Raw genomic sequence first — 20,604 nt, forward strand, 5'->3', positions numbered from 1 at the left:
CTCGTCAGTGTTACAGGTTGCCGCGCGCTTCCTGCTCCCGCTCGATGGCCTCGAAGAGCGCCCTGAAGTTGCCCTTGCCGAAGCCGAGCGAGCCGTGCCGCTCGATCAGCTCGAAGAAGACCGTCGGGCGGTCCTGCACCGGCTTGGTGAAGATCTGGAGCAGGTAACCGTCCTCGTCCCGGTCCACCAGGATCTTGCGGGCCTTCAGCTCCTCGATCGGTACCCGCACCTGGCCGATCCGGGCACGCAGCTCCGGGTCGTCGTAGTACGAGTCCGGGGTGTCCAGGAACTCGACGCCGGCGGCGCGCATCGCGTCGACACTGCCCAGGATGTCGTTGGTGGCCACGGCGATGTGCTGGGCGCCCGGGCCCTGGTAGAACTCCAGGTACTCGTCGATCTGCGACTTCTTGCGGGCGATGGCCGGCTCGTTGAGCGGGAACTTCACCTTGCGGGTGCCGTTCGCCACGACCTTGCTCATCAGCGCCGAGTAGTCGGTGGCGATGTCGTCGCCGATGAACTCGGCCATGTTCGAGAAGCCCATGACCCGCTTGTAGAACTCGACCCAGTCGTCCATCCGGCCGAGCTCGACGTTACCGACCACGTGGTCGACGGCCTGGAAGAAGCGCTTCGGCTGGAGGCCGGCGTCGATCATCGGCTGCCGGTCCACGATCGGCTTGCGGGCCACGAAGCCGGGCAGGAACGGGCCGGTGTAGCGGGACCGGTCGACCAGGGTGTGCCGGGTGTCGCCGTACGCCGCGATGGCGGCCAGCCGGACGGTGCCGTGCTCGTCGCTGACGTCGTGCGGCTCGACCAGGCCGGTGGCGCCCTGCGCGACGGCGTGCGCGTACGCGGCGTCGACGTCCGGCACCTCCAGCGCGATGTCGGAGACACCGTCGCTGTGCTTCGCCACGTGCTCGGCGCCCTCGGCGTCCGGGCGGACCGCGCCAGTCAGCACGAACCGGGCCGAACCGCTGGTCAGCACGTACTGGGCGTGGTCCCGGTAGCCCTGCTCCGGGCCCCGGTACGCCACGCAGGTCATGCCGAACGCGGTGGAGTAGTAGTGCGCGGCCTGCTTGGCGTTGCCCACCAGGAAGTGCACGTGGTCGAGGCCCCTGACCGGGAACGGGTCGCGGCTGATGTCGTGGTCGACGGCGCCGATGAGCACATCGACGTCGACGTCGTCGGTCGCCTGGGAACGGTCGATCGCCTGGGTCATCGCGGTCTCCCTCAAGTTCCGGTCGGCCTCGTGTCCGCCGCCGTTGGTCGTGTTCGGTGCTGTCGTGTTCCGTGCCGTCGTGCTCTGTGCTTCTGTGGCGAGGATCGCGGTGCGGCGGCGCACTGGGCAACTGTCGAACTTAGGCCTGGTCAGGTTGCGCATTCAGTAGGGTGCATTGGCATGAATGCTGGTCAAGGTGTACAGCTCGACGTCCTCGATGCACGATTGATCGAACTGCTCGCCGAGGAACCGCGGATCGGGGTGCTGGAGTGCTCGCGACGCCTCGGGGTCGCCCGCGGCACCGTGCAGGCCCGGTTGGACAAGCTCGTCGAACGGCGGGTCATCGGGGGGTTCGGGCCGGAGATCTCCCCGGCGGCGATCGGGTTCGGGGTGACCAGCTTCGTCACCCTGGAGATCAGCCAACGGCACGGGCACGACCTGGTCGCCGCGCACCTGGCCGCGATCCCGGAGGTGCTGGAGGCGCACACCATCACCGGCTCCAGCGACCTGCTCTGCCGGATCGTGGCCCGATCGAACACCGACCTCCAGCGGGTGATCGACCAGATCGTCTCGTACGAGGGCATCCGCCGTGCCTCGACGATCATCGCCCTGGCCGAACAGATCCCCTACCGCACCCTCCCCCTCGTCCGCTCCGCCACCACCTGACCACCCCCCACCCCACCCCCACCCCCTCCCGGACACGCCCCGCCCGCCCCGCCCCGCCCGGCACGTCGATCTTGCAGTTATGGCCCCGGCATATCGCCTGGAACGGATATTTCGGGGGCCGAAAGTGCAAGATCGCGGGATGCGGGGCGGGCGGCGACGGGGCGGGGGCCGAAAGTGCAAGATCGCGCGGCGAGGGGGTGTGCGGCGAGGGTGGGGAGAAAGGGGGGCGACACGGGGGTGTGGGACCACGGGAGCTGGGGGCTCGTCGCTACCGTGTGCGTGTGGCGAAGGCGGGCGGCCTCGGAGTGTGGCGTGGCGGGCTGTTGCTCGCGCTCATCATGGTCGTCGCGCTCGCCGCGACCGGAGTGTGGAACCCGTTCCCCGGCGTGTGGGACTGGGTCGACCGCAGCGAGCCGATCTCCGAGCCGGACGTGGTCTGGCAGCAGCGTGTCGGCGGTACCCCGCGCAGCGTGACCATCGCGGGCGACACCGTGGTGGTCGAGCAGCGCACCCGGGTGGAGGCCCGCAGCCTGGCCACCGGCGCCCAGCTTTGGGAACGTAAGGCCGACTGGTCCGCGGTGACCGGCGGTGACCGGGACGCGGTCATCGTCGTGGGCAAGTTGCTGGTCAAGGGGTACGAGGTGCTGGACCCGACGACCGGCGCCACGCGGCGGCGCAACGGCGACGCGGTGGCCGTGTGGACGTACCGCAACATGCTGCTCGACGCGCGCTGCGTCGACGCCACCGACTGCACGCTGAGCGCCTGGGACCCGCGCGGCACCGCCCCGCTCTGGACGGCCTTCGTGCCGGGGGTGCGCAGCGGCCTGCTCGGCGACAACCCAGGGCTGCTCGGCACCCGCCGGCTCGACGCCGTCCGGATCGACGAGGAGGTGGCCGGCCCAGAGCCCGTTCCGCCGCTGCTCGGCTTCCCCATCGACGGCCGGGTGCACGTCCTCGACACCGCCACCGGGCGGATGCTCCAGGATGTCGAGCCCGGCCGGGACGAGCGGCTGTCGGTGGTCGGCGGCCGACTGCTGCGGATCACCGCCCGTTCCCAGGACGGCACCTGCTACTTCGCCATCTCCGGCAGGGACGCGGCGACCGGCCAGGAGGCGTGGCAGCGGGCCGGGATCAACCTGCGGACCGCCGACAGCGCCGGCTGCGTACAGCGGGAGGACCCGCACGGCGCGCGTAACGTGCTGATCGGGGTGGCCCCGGATGCCCGCGAGGCGGTTCTTGACGGTTACGACGGGCGGCTGCTGCTGGTCACCTCGGCTGGGGAGCGGCTGCTCGCCGTCGACGACCGGTACGCGTTGGTCCGGCCGGCCGACAAGGGTGCGGTGGTCGGCCGGGAGTTGGGCGCGGGACGAGTTCGGTGGACCCGCCCCGCCGGGGCGAAGGCCGGTGCCGCTCTCACCCCGTACGCGGCCGTGATCGCCGACGAGAAGCCGTCCCGGCTGGTGGCGCTGGACCCGCGTACCGGGCGGGAGTTGGTGAGCCTGCGCACCTCCGCGAACGCCCTGGCGGTCGGCCCGAGGGGCATGGTGATCGGCGAGGGGCGGGAGATCGGGTACGTCAGCTTCGGTGGCGCACCGGGTGCCCCCGCCCGGACGGGTGACGGTGGCGTGCCCGGCCCCGGCGTGCCCGGCCCCGGCGGCACGGCGGGGGTTCCTGGGCCGGCGGAGAGCTGCGGCCCGAAGCGGGAGCTCTGCCCCGGGTGAGAGCGTCGTCCCAGGACCCACCCGGCGGGTGGGACTGATCGACTCTTCTGCCCTAGGCTTTCCGCTCATGAGCAGTGCCGCCGCGTTCTCGTACGCCCCCTTGCTGCCGACCGGTCCGGACCAGACCGAATACCGCCTGGTCACCGACGAGGGCGTCGACGTCGTCAACGGTCCCGGGGGCCGCCGGTTCCTGACCGTGGAGCCGACCGCGCTCACCGCGCTGACCGCCGAGGCGATGCACGACATCGCGCACTACCTGCGCCCCGCGCACCTGGCCCAGTTGCGGGCGATCATCGACGATCCGGCGGCCTCGCCGAACGACCGGTTCGTCGCGCTCGACCTGCTGCGCAACGCCAACATCGCGGCCGGCGGTGTGCTGCCGATGTGCCAGGACACCGGCACCGCGATCGTGATGGGCAAGCGGGGCCGGCACGTGCTCACCGACGGCAGCGACGCCGAGGCCGTCTCGCGCGGCGTCTACCAGGCGTACACCCGGCTCAACCTGCGCTATTCGCAGCTCGCCCCGCTGACCATGTGGGAGGAGCGCAACACGGGCAGCAACCTGCCGGCCCAGGTCGAGCTCTACGCGGAGGACCCGGACGGGCACCCCGACGCCTACAAGTTCCTCTTCATGGCCAAGGGCGGTGGCTCGGCCAACAAGTCGTACCTCTACCAGGAGACCAAGGCGCTGCTGAACCCCACCCGGATGATGCAGTTCCTGGAGGAGAAGCTGCGGCTGATCGGCACCGCGGCCTGCCCGCCGTACCACCTCGCCGTCGTCATCGGCGGCACCTCCGGTGAGTACGCGTTGAAGACCGCCAAGTACGCCAGCGCCAAGTACCTCGACGCGCTGCCCACCTCCGGCTCGATGAGCGCGCACGGCTTCCGGGACCTGGAGCTGGAGGCGGAGGTGCTGGAACTGACCCGCAACTTCGGTATCGGCGCGCAGTTCGGTGGGCGCTACTTCTGTCACGACGTGCGGGTGGTCCGGCTGCCCCGGCACGGTGCCTCCTGCCCGGTGGCGATTGCCGTGTCCTGCTCGGCGGACCGGCAGGCGGTCGCGAAGATCACCCCGTCGGGCGTGTGGCTGGAACGACTCGAGACCGACCCGGCGCGCTACCTGCCCGACGTCACCGACGAGACGCTCGACGCCTCCGAGGTGGTCCGGGTCGACCTCAACCGACCGATGGACGAGATCCGCGCCGAGCTGTCGAAGTATCCGGTGAAGACCCGGCTGTCGCTGACCGGCCCGTTGGTGGTGGCCCGCGACATCGCGCACGCCAAGATCGCCGAGCGGCTGGACGCCGGTGAGCCGATGCCGCAGTACCTACGCGACCACGCGGTCTACTACGCCGGCCCGGCCAAGACTCCGGAGGGCTACGCGTCCGGCTCGTTCGGCCCGACCACCGCCGGCCGGATGGACGCGTACGTGGAGAAGTTCCAGGCCGCGGGCGGATCGCAGGTGATGCTCGCCAAGGGCAACCGGTCCGCCCAGGTCACCCGCTCCTGCCAGCAGCACGGCGGCTTCTATCTCGGCTCGATCGGCGGTCCGGCCGCCCGGCTCGCGCAGGACTGCATCAGGCACGTCGAGGTCCTGGAATACCCGGAGCTGGGCATGGAGGCGGTCTGGAAGATCCAGGTGGAGGACTTCCCGGCCTTCATCGTGGTCGACGACAAGGGCAACGACTTCTTCGCCGATGTGATGAGTCCTAAGAGTTACCTAACGATCGGGAGCCGTTCGGCGTCCTGAGCTGTGTAAACGACGGAACCCCCGGCCAGAAAATCGGGCCGGGGGTTCCGCGTGCCGGGAGCTGTTCGGGTCAGCCCTCAGCGGTCAGAGGGGGTCTTGCTCCTCGGGGTCGTAGGCGCTCCAGAGCTGATGAGCGTTCGAGAAGATGCGCAACGCCTCCACGTCCTCCGGCTCCGGCATGAGCAACAGCACGTCATCGTCACCCCGCCGCGTGATCCGCCAGCGTTGCTCCGGTGGGACCACCAACTCCAGCCCGGGGCCGCTCCCGGTGTCCAGCCACGCGATGACCGGCCGCCCCGGGGGAGCGTCGGTGACGACCACGCGCACCGCCGGTAGCTGGATCACGTCCACCCCCTCCCGCTCGAACCGGTGGGGTCGAACCGGGCCAGCACGGCCGCCCGCTCCCGGCGGGACAACTCGGGGCTGTGGTGCCACTGGGACAGCAGACGTTCGGCGCTGGGCCGGTCGGTGGCCTCGAACGCCCGGAGCGCGTTCTCCGCTCGGTCGATGACCGGGCTCTTGCCGGGCGGGTAGAGCTCCATCAGGCGGGCGGGTGTGGGTTCGTCCGGTGGGGCCGGGTCGGGGAAACTGTTCACGGTCGGACCTCCCGTGTCCGATCAAGGCCCCCGGTGAGCGCTACCACGCGAGCCGGGGGCCGACTGCAAGGTCTCCCGTCACCGTAGGCCCAACCTGTCTACCGTGTCCATCGAACGAACAGCATGGACAGCGTGGCGCGCCTGGACAGGTGAGACCTTGAAGGCATGATCGACCCCTGGTCGCCGCGCTCATTCGCTGAGCAGTTGGCCGACGTGCTACGGGCGAAGATCGACAGCGGCGAGTGGCAACCCGGGCACAAGCTCCCCGGGGAGGTCACGCTGGCGCAGACCTACGACGTGGCGCGCGGCACCGTGCGGGCCGCGCTGGACCAGCTCCGCGAGGAGGGCCGGGTGGTCACCTTCACCGGGCGCGGCACGTTCGTCACGCCCGAGGCCGCCGGCACCGGGAATCCTGACGCTTAACTGTCAAGCTCGGTACCCGCGTCACCGGGCGAGCGTGGCAGCGCCCAGCCGCTCCAGGATCGCCTCGGCCGCTGCCTCCCCAGCCTCACGCCCGGTCGCGCCCGAGACGTGGACGTGAAGCTCCCCGATGCTCAGCGACCCGCCCGCGCTGGCCCCGTCCCCACCGCGCGGCCGTCCGCCGCTCCACGCCGGGAGGTCCCCCGTCAGGTCCCCGAGGGTCTTCCGGACGTTGGCGAACCGGTCGGTCATGCCAGCCTCGAACCCGGCCATCACGAGCTGACCGGACTTGCGGAGGATCTTGGCGTCCACCTCCGCCGGTCCCTTCCAGTCCGGGAGCATCGAGGTGAGGGAGCTCAGGGTGGAGCGCACCCGATCGAACCCGGACCGGAGCCCGGAGATCAGACCGTCAATGATCCGGCGGCCCGCATCGGTCAGCCAGCTACCGGCGGCGGAGAACGCGCCGATGACGGTCTGGCGCAGCCCGGCCACGGCCGAGCGCACCCGGGACGCCGCACCGGTGACCACCGACACCATCGCGTTCCACCCGGCCGTCCAGGCGGCCCGAATGGTGCTCAGCGCGCCGGAGATCACGCTCTTGATGCCGTTCAGGGTGGTGGAGACCGCCGTCCGGATGCCGTTCAGCACGGCCGAGACCACCGACTTGATCCCGTTCCAGGTCCCCTGCCAGTCGCCCCGGATGGCGGCCGAGACAGCGGCGATGACGCCCTTCACCACGTTGATGGCAGTGGTCACCGCGTTCACGATCAGCTTCCACGCGGTACTGACCACCGCGCTAATGGTCTGCCACACGCCGGTGAAGATCGGGACCAGGGGAGCGAGGGCCGTCCCCACGGTGACACCGAACTGGGTCAGCCACCCGATCGCGCCCTGAATCCAGGCCGCCGCGTCGATGAAGAACTGACGCACGGTCGGGTAGACCGAGCTCAGCCAGCCCAGCATCACGCCCAGGCCCGCGATCATGGAGCTGATGAAGGTCAAGAAGTCCTTGAAGAACAGGGCCGCCCCCGGCCCCCCGTCCGCGATGGCGGAGAAGAACACGGACAGCCCGGTCCCGAGGATCGGCAGCGCGGCGGCCATCTCCTTCAGGAACGGTCCGGCCGCCGTGATCAGCTCCTGGAACCCGGGGAGGGCGTTCTCCACCAGCCCGGCCAGCCCCTCGGCCAGGGCCTGGATCGCGCCCGAGTCCGCCAGCCCCTTGAACATCTCGCGGATCTGGGGGCTGATCCGCTTCACCAGCTCCTCGAACGTCCCCAGCGCCTCCACCAGGGGGCCGAGCATCGGCTTGGCCGCGTCGGTGAAGGTTGACTTCAGGGTGCCGGTCAACGAGCTGGCGGCGGCCTTCAGAGCGGGCTCCTCCCGGAGCAACCACGCCCCGAGCCCGATCACGCCCAGGCCAGCGCCACCGATGAGCGCGCCGGACAGGAGCGCGCCGATCGCCGGGGCGGCCACGGCCGCGATGGTGGCCGCGATGGCGGCACCGGCGGCGGCCACGTACGGGTTGCTCCCCAGCGCGGAGGAGAGCCCGCCCAGGCCCTTCCCGATGCTCTCGGTCATCGCCTGGGCGGCCTCGGTCCCCGCTCCGGCGAACGAGGAGCCGAGGCGGCCCCGGTCCACGTCCACGTCCGCCTTGACGTCGATGGTCGGGGTCTTGATCCGGCTCAGGGCGCGGTCCAGGTCGCGCTCGGTGTCCCGGGCGAACCGGCGAACGTCGCCAGTGACTTCTACGCGGGCGGAACCGACATCCGACACGTCCGCCTCCTCTCAAGACTGCAAAGTTGTTGTGCCGCAACGCTTTTCAGCGTTGTCGTCCCTCGTCCCGATGACGAGGGGGCACTTCACGCCGGGTGGCCGGGGCACGGCGTCCCGTCGTCGGTGGAGACGCGGCACCACCGACAGAAGACCGTGACGGACCGAAGGTTCTCGGCGTCCAGGATCAGCGCGCGGTCCGGGTCCGCGAGGTCGAACATCAGCGCGGCCGTCCAGGCGTGCCGCCCCTCTACCTGGACCGGGGGATGGGGGGAGGAGGACACCGTGGCGGACCGGCCGCCCCACTCCACGGTGACCGGCGTCCCGGCGGCCGTGCTCATGCCGCCACCGCCAGCCGGGACTCCAGCTCGGCCAGGCGCGCGGCCAGCCGCTCCTCCGTGGTCAGCGGCACCTCGGGGAGGTCGGTCACGTACGCCCAGGGCTCGCGCCGCTCCCCGGGACCAAGCGGCCGGTACGAGGCCATCTCGCGCGCCAGCGGGAACGGGCTCACCTGGCGGCGCGCCGGGATCAGGTCCCGGGCCGCCTCCAGGGCGTACTCCTCCACCCGCCGGTTACCCGGGATCTTGGCGCGCTGGATGCGCTGGGAGCACCCGGCGCACACCGGGCGGCCCTGGTAGGTGCCCCAGGCGTCCGCCAGCTCGTGAGACCGGCCGCACCCGGCGCACGGCCAGCCGGAGGAGTGGGGGACCGGGACGGTCAGCTCCCGGTGGCGCTTCTCCACGGCGGCGCGGAGCTCGGCCAGCTCCGCACGGGGGATGTGCTGGAACGGGGAGCGGCCCCGGCCCGCGTCGGTGGACGAGGCTTTCTCCAGCTCCCGGTACGCCAGCGGCACGCCGAGCGTGCGCGCCACGTCCGCGTGAGCCTGGGTGACCCGGACCGGGCGCGCGGTGGGATCGAGCGCCAGCGCCAGGAGCTCGGCACCGCCGGTGGCCAGGGAGCACACCCGGTGGAAGCGCCAGGAGCGGACCTGGCGGGAGTAGGGCCACGTGCCCACCTGGCGGTAGGTCTGCTCGGCCTCGGGGTCGTCCTTGGCGACCGTGGCCCCGCACGTGCCGCACGCCGACGCGATGACCTCCCCGGCATCGGCCAGCGCGTGGACCAGCGCGGCGCGGGGGTCGGTGGTCTTGGCCTGGGCGGGCCTGGGGGTCTTGGTCTTGCGAGCGAACATGTCTCGGTCCTCCGTGGTCGGTCTGTTGGTCTTCTTGCCTTGCCTGGCCCGCCTTCTCACCCAGCGGTCCAGCTCGTCCTTGGTGAACACCGACCGGCCGCCAACCAGGTCCCGCTCCGGGCCGGTCCCCTCTATGACGTAGCCGGAGAGTGTCCCCCTGGGGATGCCCAGGTACTTGGCGGCCTGGTGGGAGGTCATGGGTCGCTCGTCCAGCCAGCGGTCCAGCTCGGCCTTGGTGAACACGATGTGGGGGCTTCCGTTCACCAGCGCCCGGTCCAGCTCGGGCTCGGGGCCGATGCCATGGGAGACGTGGGCAGAGAGCGTGTGCATGTTGATGCCCAGGTACGCGGCGGCGGCGCGGTAGCCCACGAACTCGGTCATGGTCAGATCAGCCGGATCGGGCCTTGGGGGACCTGACGCCGCTTGCGCTCCAGGGCGGCCTCGGTGCGCCGGTCCAGGGCGGCCAGGATCGCGGCGCTGTGCTCGCGCCGGGCGAGCGCCCGCCCCTGGACGCGGCCCAGCGCGCTGGCGGCCTCCATCCGTCGCCGGTGGTCGGCGCGGCCCAGCGCGGCGGCCAGGTCGCGCCGGGCGTCCGTGGTTCGACGGCTCAGCACGCCGTCCAGGGCGCGCCCGATCTGGGCCTGGTAGGAGCTGGTCCGGGAGCGGAACTCGGCGGGCCGGTCACCAGCCGTGACCCGGCGCAACAAGTCCGGGTTCCTGTACGGCTCGGCGGCGGCCACCAGAGCGGCCCGGCGCTCGGCGTGCTGGGAGGCGGTCAGCCCCCGGGGGCGCGGCATCGAGAGCGAGGCGAGCCGCATCAGCTCGGCGCGCTCGGCGCGCTGGGCGTCGGTCAGTTGGTGATGCGACGGGAACCAGCTCCGCTGGTAGGACTTGATCTGTTCGGCCGTAGTGGTCATGGCGGGTTCCTTCAGTAGCTCAGGCGGGTGGCTGGCATGGTCGGCTGGCCCCCGCGATACCCGAGGGTGGTCACGCCGCTGGAGCCGCTGGCGCGCCGGACGTACTTGGGGTTCCGGACGTAGATCCGGCGCTCCTCATCGAAGATCCGGGAGGGCTGGCGCTCGGGCTCCGGCTCGTCCACCAGCTCGGCGTCCACCACCTCGGGCTCCTCGGCCTGAGCCTGAGCCTGACCGTGAAGTGTCAAGACCTCGGGCTCAGCGGCCGGGGGGTCGGAAGGGTCGGAACGGTCGGAAGGTTCCGGCCCTGCCTCCCCGTGTGGAACACGTGCCTTGCTCTCTGCGGTCACCACGGGAGTGGTGTTCCACGGGAGATTCGAGGAGAGAGGTTCCGACCGTTCCGACCCTTCCGACCCTTCAGCGGCCGGGAGCGCGGCGATCGGAGCGCCCGGCAGCGCGGGCACCGGACGACCGTCCGCCACCGCGTCCGCCACCCGGGAGAACCAGGTGGTCAGGTCCCCGGCGGCCAGGCCGAGCCGGGGAGCCAGCGCGGCGGCCTGGGCCTGGGTCACCAGTGCCAGGAACGGCGGGCCGTCCGGCCGGGGAGCGGGGCGCGAATCGTTCAGGTCCATGTCACCCAGCGCCGCCTTGATGGCCTCGATCACGGCCCGGCCGGACGGTAGGCCGATCCACTCCAGGAGGAGCACGGCCACCCGGTCCGATGCCACGGCCTCCCACTGACGGGGGACCTGGGTCGCCATGTCCAGGGCCTTGGTCGCCACCGCGCTGGCGGCCATCGCGTGCGCGGACCGGGCGAGCCCGGCCACGCGCTCGATGCCCTCGGCCGTGGTGACCCGGCCCTGGGCCACGTCCTGGGCGGCGGCCTGGGCGAGCACGTCCACGGTGCGGATCGAGTCCAGGATGACCTCCCAGACCGGGCGGCCCGGGTTGTTCGCCATCATCTCGGCCAGGGTGATGGTCCCGGCGGCGCGCTCCTCGGCCACGGCCTTCCCGCCCCGGCCCGCGTACGCACCGTGGAGCTTGCACTGGAGCCGTCCGGGGACGGCCCAGCGCTCGCACTGGTCCCCGGTGCGCTGGGCGGTGGCCGAGCACCGGACCGGCGGCGGGTTCTGGCGGCGGCCCCGACTACTCATCGGCCGATCCGATCGGCGTAGACCAGCGGGTGGACCGTGCTCCCGGGCAGCACCGGGCCAGGGGAGGGGCAGACGGCCGGGTGGTCACGGACCAGGCGCGCGGCCTCGGCCGCCCCCTTGACGAGATCGGCCGGGCACGTTCCCGGGCAGCACAGCCGGAACCAGGCGGGGCGGTCCGCCTGGCGGTGCGGCTTGGAAGGGTCCGGGCGCATGGGTCAGCTCCCCAGCGGGGTGAAGGTGGCCCGGCCCGCGAGGCAATCGAACGATGCCGCCCAGGCCCGCTCAGCGACCATCAGACGGAGGTTCGTCTCCCGGTCGAACGAGGTGTGGACCTGTGCCTCCTGGGCGCGCCAGAGGGTCACCTGGCCGGTCACGATGACCTCGCCCAGCGGGTACGCGCCGAACGCCCAGACGGAGCCCAGCGGGGTGACCTTGCGCGGACCGTCCTGGAGGATCAGCCCCGCCTCGGCGGCGAACGCGGCGGCCTCGATGGGGGCGTGGATCGTGGCCCCGTAGCCGTAGCCCTGATCGGTGTAGGCGTAGCGCTCCAGCGCGCCCACCACGTCCGTGATCAGGTCCGGGTCGTACCCGCCGGAGACCGCCTCGGCCTCGGCGTCCAGGTTGAGGATGTCCAGGGCGTTGCCCTCAAAGTCCAGGCCGGACCAGAGCGCGCGCTCCACGGTGGGCTGTTCGCTGGCCTCCAACCGGCGGACGACCTGGGCGCGTAGCTCAGCCTCGGTGTAACCGACCTGGGTGCATTCCAGGGTGGCGAGCGTGAGAAACACGCCGGTTGCCACCTCGGGGTTGCCGCCGTCCAGCGGCTTGGCGGGCGCGGCCACCTCGCCCCCGTAGCAGTTGACGCCGTAGGCGTACGCGGCACCGCACGTGACGGGGGTGTACCGGATGCCGCCTCCCTCACCGTGCGGGGCGGGGAGGTCCAGCGGGCCGGACGCGGCGTTGAACAGGCCGTACCGGCGTAGGCCGGGCTCCGGCGGGGTGACGATCTGGCCGGGGATCAGGCCCATGTCTGTGTCCTCTTTGCGGTGAAATGCCGTGCACAGGAATGACTCTTATGGTGCGTGCCGGTGAGCGGAGCGGTCCTGGACGAATCAGCGACCGGGGGACGGGGTGGAGCGGGCCTCTCTCGATCGGGCAGCCCTGGCCGGACGAATCGGACGCCAGGTGCGCCGGGGCGCGGTGGCCCCGTGATCAATGCTGTCCCCTTGATGGCATTCCGGCGAGAGGGCATTTCACGATTTGGGGTGACATCTCGCGGCGGGCCGAGGGGCAGGGCCGGACAGCAATCAGCCCCGGCAGTCCGGGGCGGACGACCGGGGCTGATGGAGCGGGTCAGGTCAGCGACCGGTCCACTCGGCGCACGCCATGTTGAAGGCGTCGAACGCGGGCTGTGAGGCCCGGTGCTCGGTCAGGGTCGCGGCCACGTCCTCGACTCCCATGAACGGGGCCTCCTCGGTGATGTCCGAGCACCGGCCGCATCCGTCGTCACCGAGGAAGTCCCGGGCCAGGTCACCCACGGGATCACGACGGTCGGTCTGGAGGGCCAGCCAGGCCCCGAAGCTGACAGCAGGTTGCATCTCGTTCTCCTCCATCGGCTGATCCGGTCCAGTGTGGTCCGGGGCCGGAGAGGGACCAGCCCCGGGCCGTCACCAGTAAACGGCCCGGGGCTGGGGTCTCGGGGGATCAGGGGCGGGCGGTCTGCCAGGCGATGGCGAGCGCGGCCACCAGGGCCAGGAGCCGGGCCAGATCGGGGCGGTACAGGGGGCTCACGAGGTGGGCTCCTTGGCCCTCTGGATGACCCGGTACTGACCGGCCTTGCGGTTGGGGTCACCGTTGATCGGGCGCTCCCCGAGGAACTTCACACCGATGGCGTTGCCCACCTCGGGGGTCGCATCCGCCAGGGCGCGGCGGAGGGCGGGCGGGCTTCCGGTGATGCGGACCAGACCGGTCCGGGTGCGGAGGATGACGACCGGGTACAACCCGCCGAACTCCTCGTCCCCGTCCTCGGACAGCTCGGTCACGTACCCGGCCACCCCGTCACCGGGGGCCGAGGGCACCCAGTCCACCGGCGGGCCGGTCGGGGGGTCGGAAGGGTCGGAACGGTCGGAAGGTTCCGGCCCTGCCTCCCCGTGTGACACGTGCTCCTCTACCTCTACGACCACCACAGGAGTGGTGTTCCACGGGAGATTCGAGGAGAGGGGTTCCGACCGTTCCGACCCTTCCGACCCCTGGGGAGCCACGGGCGAGCCCTCCACGGCCCACTTGACCCGCTCCCCCTTGCCGGTGCCGGTGCGGACGATCTGGAGCCCGTCGTACCACTGACCGGCCAGCCCGGCGTACTGCTGGCCCAGCACCCGAGCGAAGCCCTTGGACGTGGTGTCCTCGTTGTCCGGCGGGGGCTGGAACCCCTCGGGGTCCGCCAGGGCGCGCCGCTTCACCTCGGCCGCGAAGAACGTCCCGTTGCCGAACTGCTCGAACAACCACTCCAGGTGGGCGGACCAGTAGCTGGAGCTGAAGTTCGAGGTGCCGCGCCACGCCTTCAGGTTGCCGAGGAAGCCGGGGACACCGGCCATCGCGCAGATGCCGCCCACGATGCCCTCCCAGACCTCGAACGATCCGAACGACTCCGCACGCACCGCCTTCTTCTGGCCCTGGGCGAACCAGGCGCGCACCAGCACTAGGACCGCGCGCAACAGCGCCGCCCGGTTGACCTCGGTCCACGACCGGAGATCCAGGCCGGACAGGCCGGGGTGCCGGAACGAGCTGGACGGCCGGTCCTCCGGGTTGGCGGTCTTGGGGTCGATCCGGATGCGGTAGACCCGGCGGATCATGTCGCCCTCGACCTTGACGTTGTTGCCCAACGAGATCCAGGTGACCCGGTTCGGGAACCGGGCCATCCGCGAGACGCCCAGAACGCGGTCCTGGTAGGTCATCGACGTGATGGCCCTGGCGAAGTTCGCCCCCTCGATCTCGTGTGCCTCATCGAAGATGAACAGGCTGGAGCCCTCACGGAAGGCCGAGGTGATCACCTTCCGGTGCTCCTCGTCGTCCTTGGTGTACGGCATGGGCTGGGCGTCGCGCTGGCCGGTGAACAGGATCGAGATGCAGTCCGCCAGGAGGTTCTTCCCGACGCCCTTCCCGGTCCCGTCCACCACCGCGAGCGGAACGAGCGGCACCAGGGACCGGATGAACGGGGTGATGATGAGCGCCAGCATGTTGGCCCGGTCAGCCGTGGTGTCCCACGGGAAGTCCCCCAGCCACTCCACCAGGAGGAGGTCCCGCGCGGCCTCCACGTCGGCGGCCGTGGGGTTCTCCGGCACCTCCACCTTCTCCAGCACCTCGTCCGGGACCAACAGGGACCGGGTGGCGTCGTCGTATCCGGCCGTGGTGCAGACCGACCCGTCCGGCCGCACGAACGGCGTGGTGGCGATGTGCTCCAGCGGGGTGAACTTCTCCGCCTCGGACAGCACGGCGGCCATCGTCTTGTCCTCGGGCCAGGCGTCCACGTAGGTGGTCCCGTCCCGCCCCTCGGACTTGCTGAGCGTGCGGGCCGCCTGCTGGATCACGTTGTTGAACCGGCCCTTGTCCACCGGGGTCATCTTGGAGCCCTTCAGCTCGGAGATGACCTCCCCGTGGTTGAACAGCGTCACACCGGAGAACCGGTCCACCAGCGCGGCGGTCAGCGAGTTGATGACGGTCAGCCGGTCCTCGTTGACGACCACCACCGCCCGGTCACCATCCGCCCGGGGCGGCTCGGTGGGGGTGGTGGCCTTCTTGCGGACCGGGGCCTTGTCGGCGGGCTTCCTGTGCTTGCGGCCCGCCTCGATGATCCGGGCGAGGTACGAGGCCCGGCGGCCCTCGGGGCGAGCGCCCAGCACATCGTCCAGGCCGTCCTTCTCCCCGACGCCGGTCATCCGGGCGAACCCGACCGAGGTCGCGCCCTCGTCGGTGAGTGCGCCGCCGAGCTTCACCCCGGCCTCGTACACGTCCAGGTTCGAGCTGGCGTCCGCGTCCAGGAGGATGACCACCTCCTGGTCCTCGGCCACCATCAGGTCCCCGATGGGAAGGCCCTCGCGCTGCCACATCCGGCACCCGCCGATGGCGTACACCGCGACGTGCTGCGGCGCGTAGCTGGCGGCGGCCAGGGCCTGCTTGGTGCCCTCCACGATCAGCATCAGCGTGGTGTGGTCGTTGACCGGGCGGACGGCCCAGAGGACCGGCTGGTAACCCCGGTCCTTGGACCGGAACACGTACTTCCGGAGACGCCCGTCCCTCTGGTCCTCGGTCGGGTTGTCGGGCCGGATCTGGTACTCCGTCCGGCCCTCCTCGTTGGTCCAGGGGAACGCGATGGCCGGGAAGTTGGCCCAGTTCTGCCAGTCCTCGCCCAGCTCGGCCAGGTCGTCCTTGCCGGTGAGCGAGCGCACGCCCAGCTTCTCGGCCAGGTCCGGGTTCACAGCCTGGGCGGCCAGGAACTCCCGGTGGTCCGGGGCCAGCTCAGCCACGGTCGCCACCCCCGGCCAGCATCTCGGCCAGGTCCCGGCGCGCCACGTTGGTGGCCTCGGCCTCGCACCACCGACGATCCCCGGCGAACGTGATCCAGCACGCGCCGCAACCCTCGTCACAGCGGCTCGGGTCGAACGAGCGGGTAGACTTCACAGTGGTCTTGGTAGTGGTCTGGGGACGGCTCTCGCTGGTCGGGCGGGGGCCGTTCGTCATCTCCGACATGATCACTTGCCCCCGTCCGTGGAGGCGAGGAGCGCGCGGAGCTGGGCGCGGTGGTTCTCGGTGAGCTGGGGGGCGCGCTTCACCAGCGCGCGGACGTAGGTGTCCACCGAGTGGCGGGCCTGGGCACCGGCCTTACCCCGGCGGCTCAGGTACGCGGGGTCGTTCAGACGCCCGGTAACGGTCGGGTTGTCACGGGACACGGGAAGCTCCTCGTGTGCGAGTGCTTCCGTGCCGGGTTGGGCTGTCCCATACCTCACCGACGCGGGGTGTTGCCTCGACCGGCGTTAGGCCGGTCCGCCACCGGGTCTACGTCTCCGGCGGCGCTCTGCGTGCCCTGGCGCTGAGCGCGAGGGGCCGGAACGCGGTGGGGGCCGCTACCGTTCCGGTCTTGCTAGCAAGTCTTGCTTACAAGGGTCATGCCTGGGAAGTTCAGACCGAGTGCCCGGCATCACCAGTCATGACGGCAAAGTCTTACGCCACAACGGATTCCGGGCACCCGATCGTCAGACGGGCGGCCTACTTCAGGCCCACCCCGCGCTTCCTCGCCATGACGGTCCCACCGCTACCGAGCCGCACCCAGGCAACCACGTCCTGATACCGGACGCCCCGCTCCGCACACACCGCCTGGACGTTCTCGATCGGCATCAACCATGACGCCTCGGCTCCGGGCTCCAGCCGGTGGGGGATCTCAGCGGACAGCGGCACCCGGTCGAACTGGATCAAGTTGCCGCCGTCCGGGCACTTCAAGCCGTAGCCCGTCACCGTGACCGCCGTACGGCCCGAGTTGCTGGCCTCGATCACCACGAAGTTGCCATCGAGCCCCGGGACGAAGCCCAGCTTGGCGGTCACCTTCACCACCGCACCGGTCCGCCGCCAGGAGATGATCTGCCAGGTGAGCGTGATGGTGCTCATCACGATGGCGATCACGGACAGGATCTCGGGCGTCTTCATGACTGTGAAGTGTGGCGTACGCCTGCGACACAAGGGATTCCGAGCAACCGGCATGACTGTGGAGTGTCAAGCGGCCAGGCCCTCGGCCTCCCAGTGCTCGGCCCAGGTGAGCGCGTCCCCCGTCCACCGGGAGGCCCCGAGCCGCGCCGGGTCGAACACCGGGCCGCGCCGGGCGGCCGGGTGGACCATCAGGTCCACCAGCGCGCGCACGTACCGGCGCTTCAGCTCCGCCGGGAGGTCCGGCCACCGCGCCGGGACTCCGGACATGCTCAGGTCCGCGTTCTCCGGCGGCACGGTGAGCCGCCGTAGCTTCTCCTCGGCCCGCTCGATCTGGGGGAGTAGGTCCGCCTCGAACTCCGCGAACGACGCCGGGGAGACCTTCCGGGCCTTGGCCAACGCCTTCCACTCCTCCAGCTCTCCCCGGAGGTCGGCCAGCTCCTTCTCAGCGGCGGCCGTGGCCGCGTCGTCGGTGCGGCGCGTCAGGAGGGCCGCCGCGTCCGGCCGCCCGAGGCGGGCCAGGAGCACCTTCTCCACGAAGTCCTCCAGGGCCACGGCCGAGACCACCATCCCGCACCCGTCGCACTGGTACGTCACCCTGGGCCGCTTGGTGCCGCCGGTGCGTGCTCGGAGCTTGGTGGTCCGGCACGTCCCGCACGCCACCGCGTTGGTCAGCCAGTGCGCCAGCTCGGTCCCCCGGGTGGTGGTCCGTCGCTCGGGGCGGGTGAGCAGCGCGACCGCCTTACGCCACTGGTCCACGTCCACGATCGGCTCCCAGGAGGCCGGGCCAACGTCCTGGCCCTGGTGGACGATCCGACCCGCGTACGAGGGCCGGAGCACCATCTGGCGGACGAACCGGCCCGCCCAGGGCGCGCCCCCGGGCATGGTCAGGCTCCGCTCGTTGAGGTCCCGGGCGATGGCGGTCAGGCTTTCGCCTTCGGTGATCCGGCGGACCATCTCCCTGACCACCGGGGCCTGTTCGGGGTGCGCCTCCTGGCGGACGAACCGCCCCTTCTCGTCATAGAGCCTGGTGAACCCGTACTGGAGACGGCCGGACGGCTTGCCCTCCCTGGCGGCCTTGCGCTTGCCGGACAGAACCCGCTCCCGGATCTTCTCGCTCTCGTCGGCCGCGTCCACCCCCTCGTCCGCGAGCGCGCGCCAGTCCCGGCGGCGGGAGAGGTCATAGACCCGTTCGTGGGTGCTGACCCAGATCCGCACGCCGCGCGCCCGGCAGAGGTCCAGGAACGCGAACCACTCGGCCGCATCGCGCGAGCCCCGGCTGACCTCGAACAGGCCGAGCACCCGGCACGCACCGGAGCGGATGTACTCCACCAGGGCGGCGAAGTCGGGCCGCTCCCGGCGGCGGTGCCGACTGGCGCTGAAGTCGGGATCAACGAACACGCGGCCGATGGTCAGGTCTTCACTCTCGGCCGCGTCGGTCAGCTCCCCAAGTTGCCGTTCAACGGAGCGGCCCTCGTCCTTGGTGCTCTTGCGGAGGTACAGGTCAACAACGTCAACGGCACGACTGTCAGGCATGACGGGGACAGTACCTCTAAGGACTTGATGCTGAGGTCACCAAGCCGGTGCTGACGGTCGGCCGCCGCTGACCCCGACGTACGCGAGAGGGGCGCCGGGCAGTCGCCCGGCGCCCCTCGTCGTTCCCGTGGGTCAGCTGGCCCTGCTGGCGTAGAACGTGCCGCTGAAGGTCTCCGACACGATCCCGTCGCCGGTCCGCGTGTAGACGGTGATCCGGTGGATCCCTGCGGTCGTCGGGGTGTAGCCCACCGACGCAGACCCGTCGGCGCCCGCCGCGACCGTCTGGACCGGGCGGCCGTCGAAGGAGTAGACGAACTCCGTCACCCCGGGCATGCCGGCCTTGAGGACGAACGTCCCGGGCGTGCCGGCGACCGCCCCCTGGACCTTGTTGATCGGGTATTCGACGGAGCTGACCGTGGGCTTGGTCGCCAGCTGGAACCGGTAGCTGCCCTCGCCGGACGGCAGGTCACCGGCCGTCCGGCTGCGGACGTACACGGTGTTGTAGCCCGGCTTCGTCGGCGTGATCGTGACCGTGGCCGTGCCGTCGGCGGCCGCCGGCACCGTCTGCTCCGGCCCGTCGTCGAGCCGGTAGGTGTACTCGACGACGTCCTCCATCCGGGGCGCGAACGTCAGGGTGCGCGGCTGGCCGTACCCGGCCGTCGGGTTGGCGTCGGTGATCGTCGGGCTGGTGGTGCGTACCCGGAACACGTAGCTCGTGGCGGGGGAGCGGTTGCCGGCGAGGTCGATCGCCTCGACGGTGAGCGTCCTCGGCCCGTCCCGGTCGGGGGTGAGGGTGACGGTCGCAGAGCCGCCCGGGGCGTCGGCCGCCACGTCGGTCGTCGGCTGCCCGGAGATGCTGTAGCGGAATCGGACCGTGTCGGTGTCGCCGCCGGCGGAGAAGGTGAACTGGCCCGGAATGCCGGGACCGCCGTACCAGCCGTCGTCGGCCGGGTAGTCGGTGGAGCTGACCGTCGGCTGGGCGGGGCTGGTGGTGTCGACCGCGAACCGGCACTCCGCCGACCAGGCGGAGCTGGCGTGCTGGTCGGCCGCGCGGACCGCGAAGGCGTAGCTGCCGCCGTCGACCATCGCGTCGGCGGGCACCGTGTACTGGAAGCGGCGCGGCGCGGCGAACGTCCCCGAGGTCCACTCCGTCCGCTCGTCGGGCCGGTCGACCGGCCACCACGCGAAGGTCGCCGTCACCTGCTCAACGGGGCCGGTCCCGTTGGCGTCCGGGTCGGTGACCTCGGCCGAGAGGGTCGGCGTGGCGGTGCCGACCACCTGGCCGTCGGCGCAGGCCCGACCGGCTACGGTGAGGGCGCCCGGCACGTCGGGTGCGGCGTTCGCGGTCAGCGAGATGCCCGGCGTCCGCAGCCGCCGGCCGTGGTGTTTGTTCTCCTCGTGGTCCCCGGGGACCCGGATCATGAGGGTGAGCGAGTCCCGCCCGGCGTCGACCGCCTGCTGCACGGTCTGGGTGAGCGGCAGTTCGAGGTGGGCGGCCGGGCAGGGGGCGGTGGGATCGAGGTCGCCGACCTTCTCGCGTACGGCCGGTGGGTCTTCCCAGGTCGGCGCGGTCGCCGGCGGGTCCGTGCGCCACAGTTCCAGCTCGCGCGGCCGGTCGCAGTCCGCGACCGCCGACTCCCCGGTGCGCAACGTGGCGTCGATGATCTCCTTGCCCCGGTAGGGCGTGAGGTCGAACGTGAGATAGGCCCTGGTCGTGTGCTTGACCCCGGCGGTCACCAGGGTGCCGACCGGGACGTCCGCCTCGGTGGCGGTGAAGGCCAGACCCTGCTGACGCGCGTCCGTGTAGGTCACGCTCGTCGGCGGGACCCAGCGGATCGGTGCGGCGGTGGCGGGCTGAGCGGCGGCGACGACCGCTCCGGTGGCGGTGAGCAGCGCGGTGATCCCCGTGGTGAGGAACCGGCGCGAAGCGCGCCGCCAGCGTACGACGGGCACGCCGGTGGAACCCCGTTCTTCGTGCAAG

At 71.4% G+C, this 20,604-nt stretch carries 20 protein-coding genes; 4 read left to right on the plus strand and 16 right to left on the minus strand.

What is annotated here, in order from left to right:
- Positions 1 to 10 precede the first annotated feature (10 nt).
- Positions 11 to 1,216 (minus strand): 4-hydroxyphenylpyruvate dioxygenase, encoded by a 1,206-nt coding sequence (hppD, locus tag GA0070608_RS11830; protein WP_091634902.1) that lies wholly within the window; start codon positions 1,214 to 1,216, stop codon positions 11 to 13.
- A gap of 180 nt (positions 1,217 to 1,396) precedes the next feature.
- Here hppD and GA0070608_RS11835 point away from each other — a divergent pair, with 180 nt between their 5' ends.
- The 3 genes from GA0070608_RS11835 (at position 1,397) to GA0070608_RS11845 (ending at position 5,353) form a co-directional block, all read left to right on the plus strand.
- Positions 1,397 to 1,882, plus strand: a complete 486-nt coding sequence (locus tag GA0070608_RS11835) for an Lrp/AsnC family transcriptional regulator (RefSeq protein ID WP_091626731.1) — start codon at positions 1,397 to 1,399, stop codon at positions 1,880 to 1,882.
- A 281-nt stretch (positions 1,883 to 2,163) separates the two neighbouring features.
- On the plus strand, positions 2,164 to 3,603 hold the full coding sequence (locus tag GA0070608_RS11840) for an outer membrane protein assembly factor BamB family protein (protein WP_091626736.1): 1,440 nt from the start codon (positions 2,164 to 2,166) through the stop codon (positions 3,601 to 3,603).
- Between the two features lie 67 nt (positions 3,604 to 3,670).
- The gene (locus GA0070608_RS11845) at positions 3,671 to 5,353 is read left to right on the plus strand and encodes a fumarate hydratase (protein ID WP_091626739.1); all 1,683 of its coding nucleotides are present in this window, start codon (positions 3,671 to 3,673) and stop codon (positions 5,351 to 5,353) included.
- Between the two features lie 84 nt (positions 5,354 to 5,437).
- Here GA0070608_RS11845 and GA0070608_RS11850 read toward each other — a convergent pair whose 3' ends face one another.
- Together GA0070608_RS11850 and GA0070608_RS11855 are read right to left on the minus strand one after the other, a co-directional pair.
- Entirely contained in the window at positions 5,438 to 5,698 is a 261-nt protein-coding gene (locus GA0070608_RS11850; RefSeq protein ID WP_141719452.1) for a hypothetical protein, read from the minus strand.
- Entirely contained in the window at positions 5,695 to 5,949 is a 255-nt protein-coding gene (locus GA0070608_RS11855; protein WP_141719453.1) for a hypothetical protein, read from the minus strand. Before GA0070608_RS11855 ends, GA0070608_RS11850 begins: the two co-directional genes overlap by 4 nt.
- A 165-nt stretch (positions 5,950 to 6,114) precedes the next feature.
- Here GA0070608_RS11855 and GA0070608_RS11860 point away from each other — a divergent pair, with 165 nt between their 5' ends.
- A complete protein-coding gene (locus GA0070608_RS11860; protein WP_091626749.1) occupies positions 6,115 to 6,372 on the plus strand; it encodes a GntR family transcriptional regulator in 258 nt (85 codons plus the stop codon).
- Between the two features lie 21 nt (positions 6,373 to 6,393).
- Here the strand turns inward: GA0070608_RS11860 and GA0070608_RS11865 are convergent, their stop codons facing one another.
- The 13 genes from GA0070608_RS11865 to GA0070608_RS11935 all read right to left on the minus strand — a co-directional run bounded on the left by GA0070608_RS11865 (position 6,394) and on the right by GA0070608_RS11935 (position 20,576).
- Positions 6,394 to 8,142, minus strand: coding sequence for a phage tail protein (locus GA0070608_RS11865; protein ID WP_091626753.1), 1,749 nt, complete (start codon positions 8,140 to 8,142; stop codon positions 6,394 to 6,396).
- An 86-nt stretch (positions 8,143 to 8,228) separates the two neighbouring features.
- Positions 8,229 to 8,480, minus strand: coding sequence for a hypothetical protein (locus GA0070608_RS11870; RefSeq protein WP_091626758.1), 252 nt, complete (start codon positions 8,478 to 8,480; stop codon positions 8,229 to 8,231).
- Positions 8,477 to 9,709, minus strand: a complete 1,233-nt coding sequence (locus tag GA0070608_RS11875) for a helix-turn-helix transcriptional regulator (protein WP_245715772.1) — start codon at positions 9,707 to 9,709, stop codon at positions 8,477 to 8,479. Before GA0070608_RS11875 ends, GA0070608_RS11870 begins: the two co-directional genes overlap by 4 nt.
- 2 nt (positions 9,710 to 9,711) lie before the next feature.
- Positions 9,712 to 10,245, minus strand: a complete 534-nt coding sequence (locus tag GA0070608_RS11885) for a hypothetical protein (protein ID WP_091626762.1) — start codon at positions 10,243 to 10,245, stop codon at positions 9,712 to 9,714.
- Between the two features lie 11 nt (positions 10,246 to 10,256).
- Positions 10,257 to 11,396 carry a hypothetical protein gene (locus tag GA0070608_RS11890; protein WP_091626765.1) on the minus strand — a complete coding sequence of 380 codons (1,140 nt, stop codon included), beginning with the start codon at positions 11,394 to 11,396 and terminating at the stop codon, positions 10,257 to 10,259.
- Between the two features lie 215 nt (positions 11,397 to 11,611).
- Positions 11,612 to 12,421, minus strand: coding sequence for a hypothetical protein (locus tag GA0070608_RS11900; protein ID WP_091626772.1), 810 nt, complete (start codon positions 12,419 to 12,421; stop codon positions 11,612 to 11,614).
- A gap of 330 nt (positions 12,422 to 12,751) precedes the next feature.
- On the minus strand, positions 12,752 to 12,991 hold the full coding sequence (locus GA0070608_RS11905) for a hypothetical protein (protein ID WP_141719454.1): 240 nt from the start codon (positions 12,989 to 12,991) through the stop codon (positions 12,752 to 12,754).
- 189 nt (positions 12,992 to 13,180) lie between these two features.
- Positions 13,181 to 15,916, minus strand: a complete 2,736-nt coding sequence (locus tag GA0070608_RS11910; protein WP_141719455.1) for a DUF3854 domain-containing protein — start codon at positions 15,914 to 15,916, stop codon at positions 13,181 to 13,183.
- A complete protein-coding gene (locus tag GA0070608_RS32595) occupies positions 15,909 to 16,070 on the minus strand; it encodes a hypothetical protein (RefSeq protein ID WP_176733701.1) in 162 nt (53 codons plus the stop codon). Before GA0070608_RS32595 ends, GA0070608_RS11910 begins: the two co-directional genes overlap by 8 nt.
- 71 nt (positions 16,071 to 16,141) lie before the next feature.
- Positions 16,142 to 16,339, minus strand: coding sequence for a hypothetical protein (locus GA0070608_RS11920; RefSeq protein WP_091626786.1), 198 nt, complete (start codon positions 16,337 to 16,339; stop codon positions 16,142 to 16,144).
- Positions 16,340 to 16,655: 316 nt separating this feature from the next.
- The gene (locus GA0070608_RS11925) at positions 16,656 to 17,090 is read right to left on the minus strand and encodes a hypothetical protein (RefSeq protein ID WP_091626790.1); all 435 of its coding nucleotides are present in this window, start codon (positions 17,088 to 17,090) and stop codon (positions 16,656 to 16,658) included.
- A gap of 66 nt (positions 17,091 to 17,156) precedes the next feature.
- Positions 17,157 to 18,623, minus strand: coding sequence for a recombinase family protein (locus tag GA0070608_RS11930; RefSeq protein ID WP_091626793.1), 1,467 nt, complete (start codon positions 18,621 to 18,623; stop codon positions 17,157 to 17,159).
- Positions 18,624 to 18,755: 132 nt separating this feature from the next.
- The gene (locus GA0070608_RS11935) at positions 18,756 to 20,576 is read right to left on the minus strand and encodes a hypothetical protein (protein ID WP_091626798.1); all 1,821 of its coding nucleotides are present in this window, start codon (positions 20,574 to 20,576) and stop codon (positions 18,756 to 18,758) included.
- Between the last annotated feature and the right edge of the window lie 28 nt (positions 20,577 to 20,604).

Origin of the sequence: Micromonospora peucetia, assembly GCF_900091625.1 — a bacterium.
Classification (GTDB): domain Bacteria; phylum Actinomycetota; class Actinomycetes; order Mycobacteriales; family Micromonosporaceae; genus Micromonospora; species Micromonospora peucetia.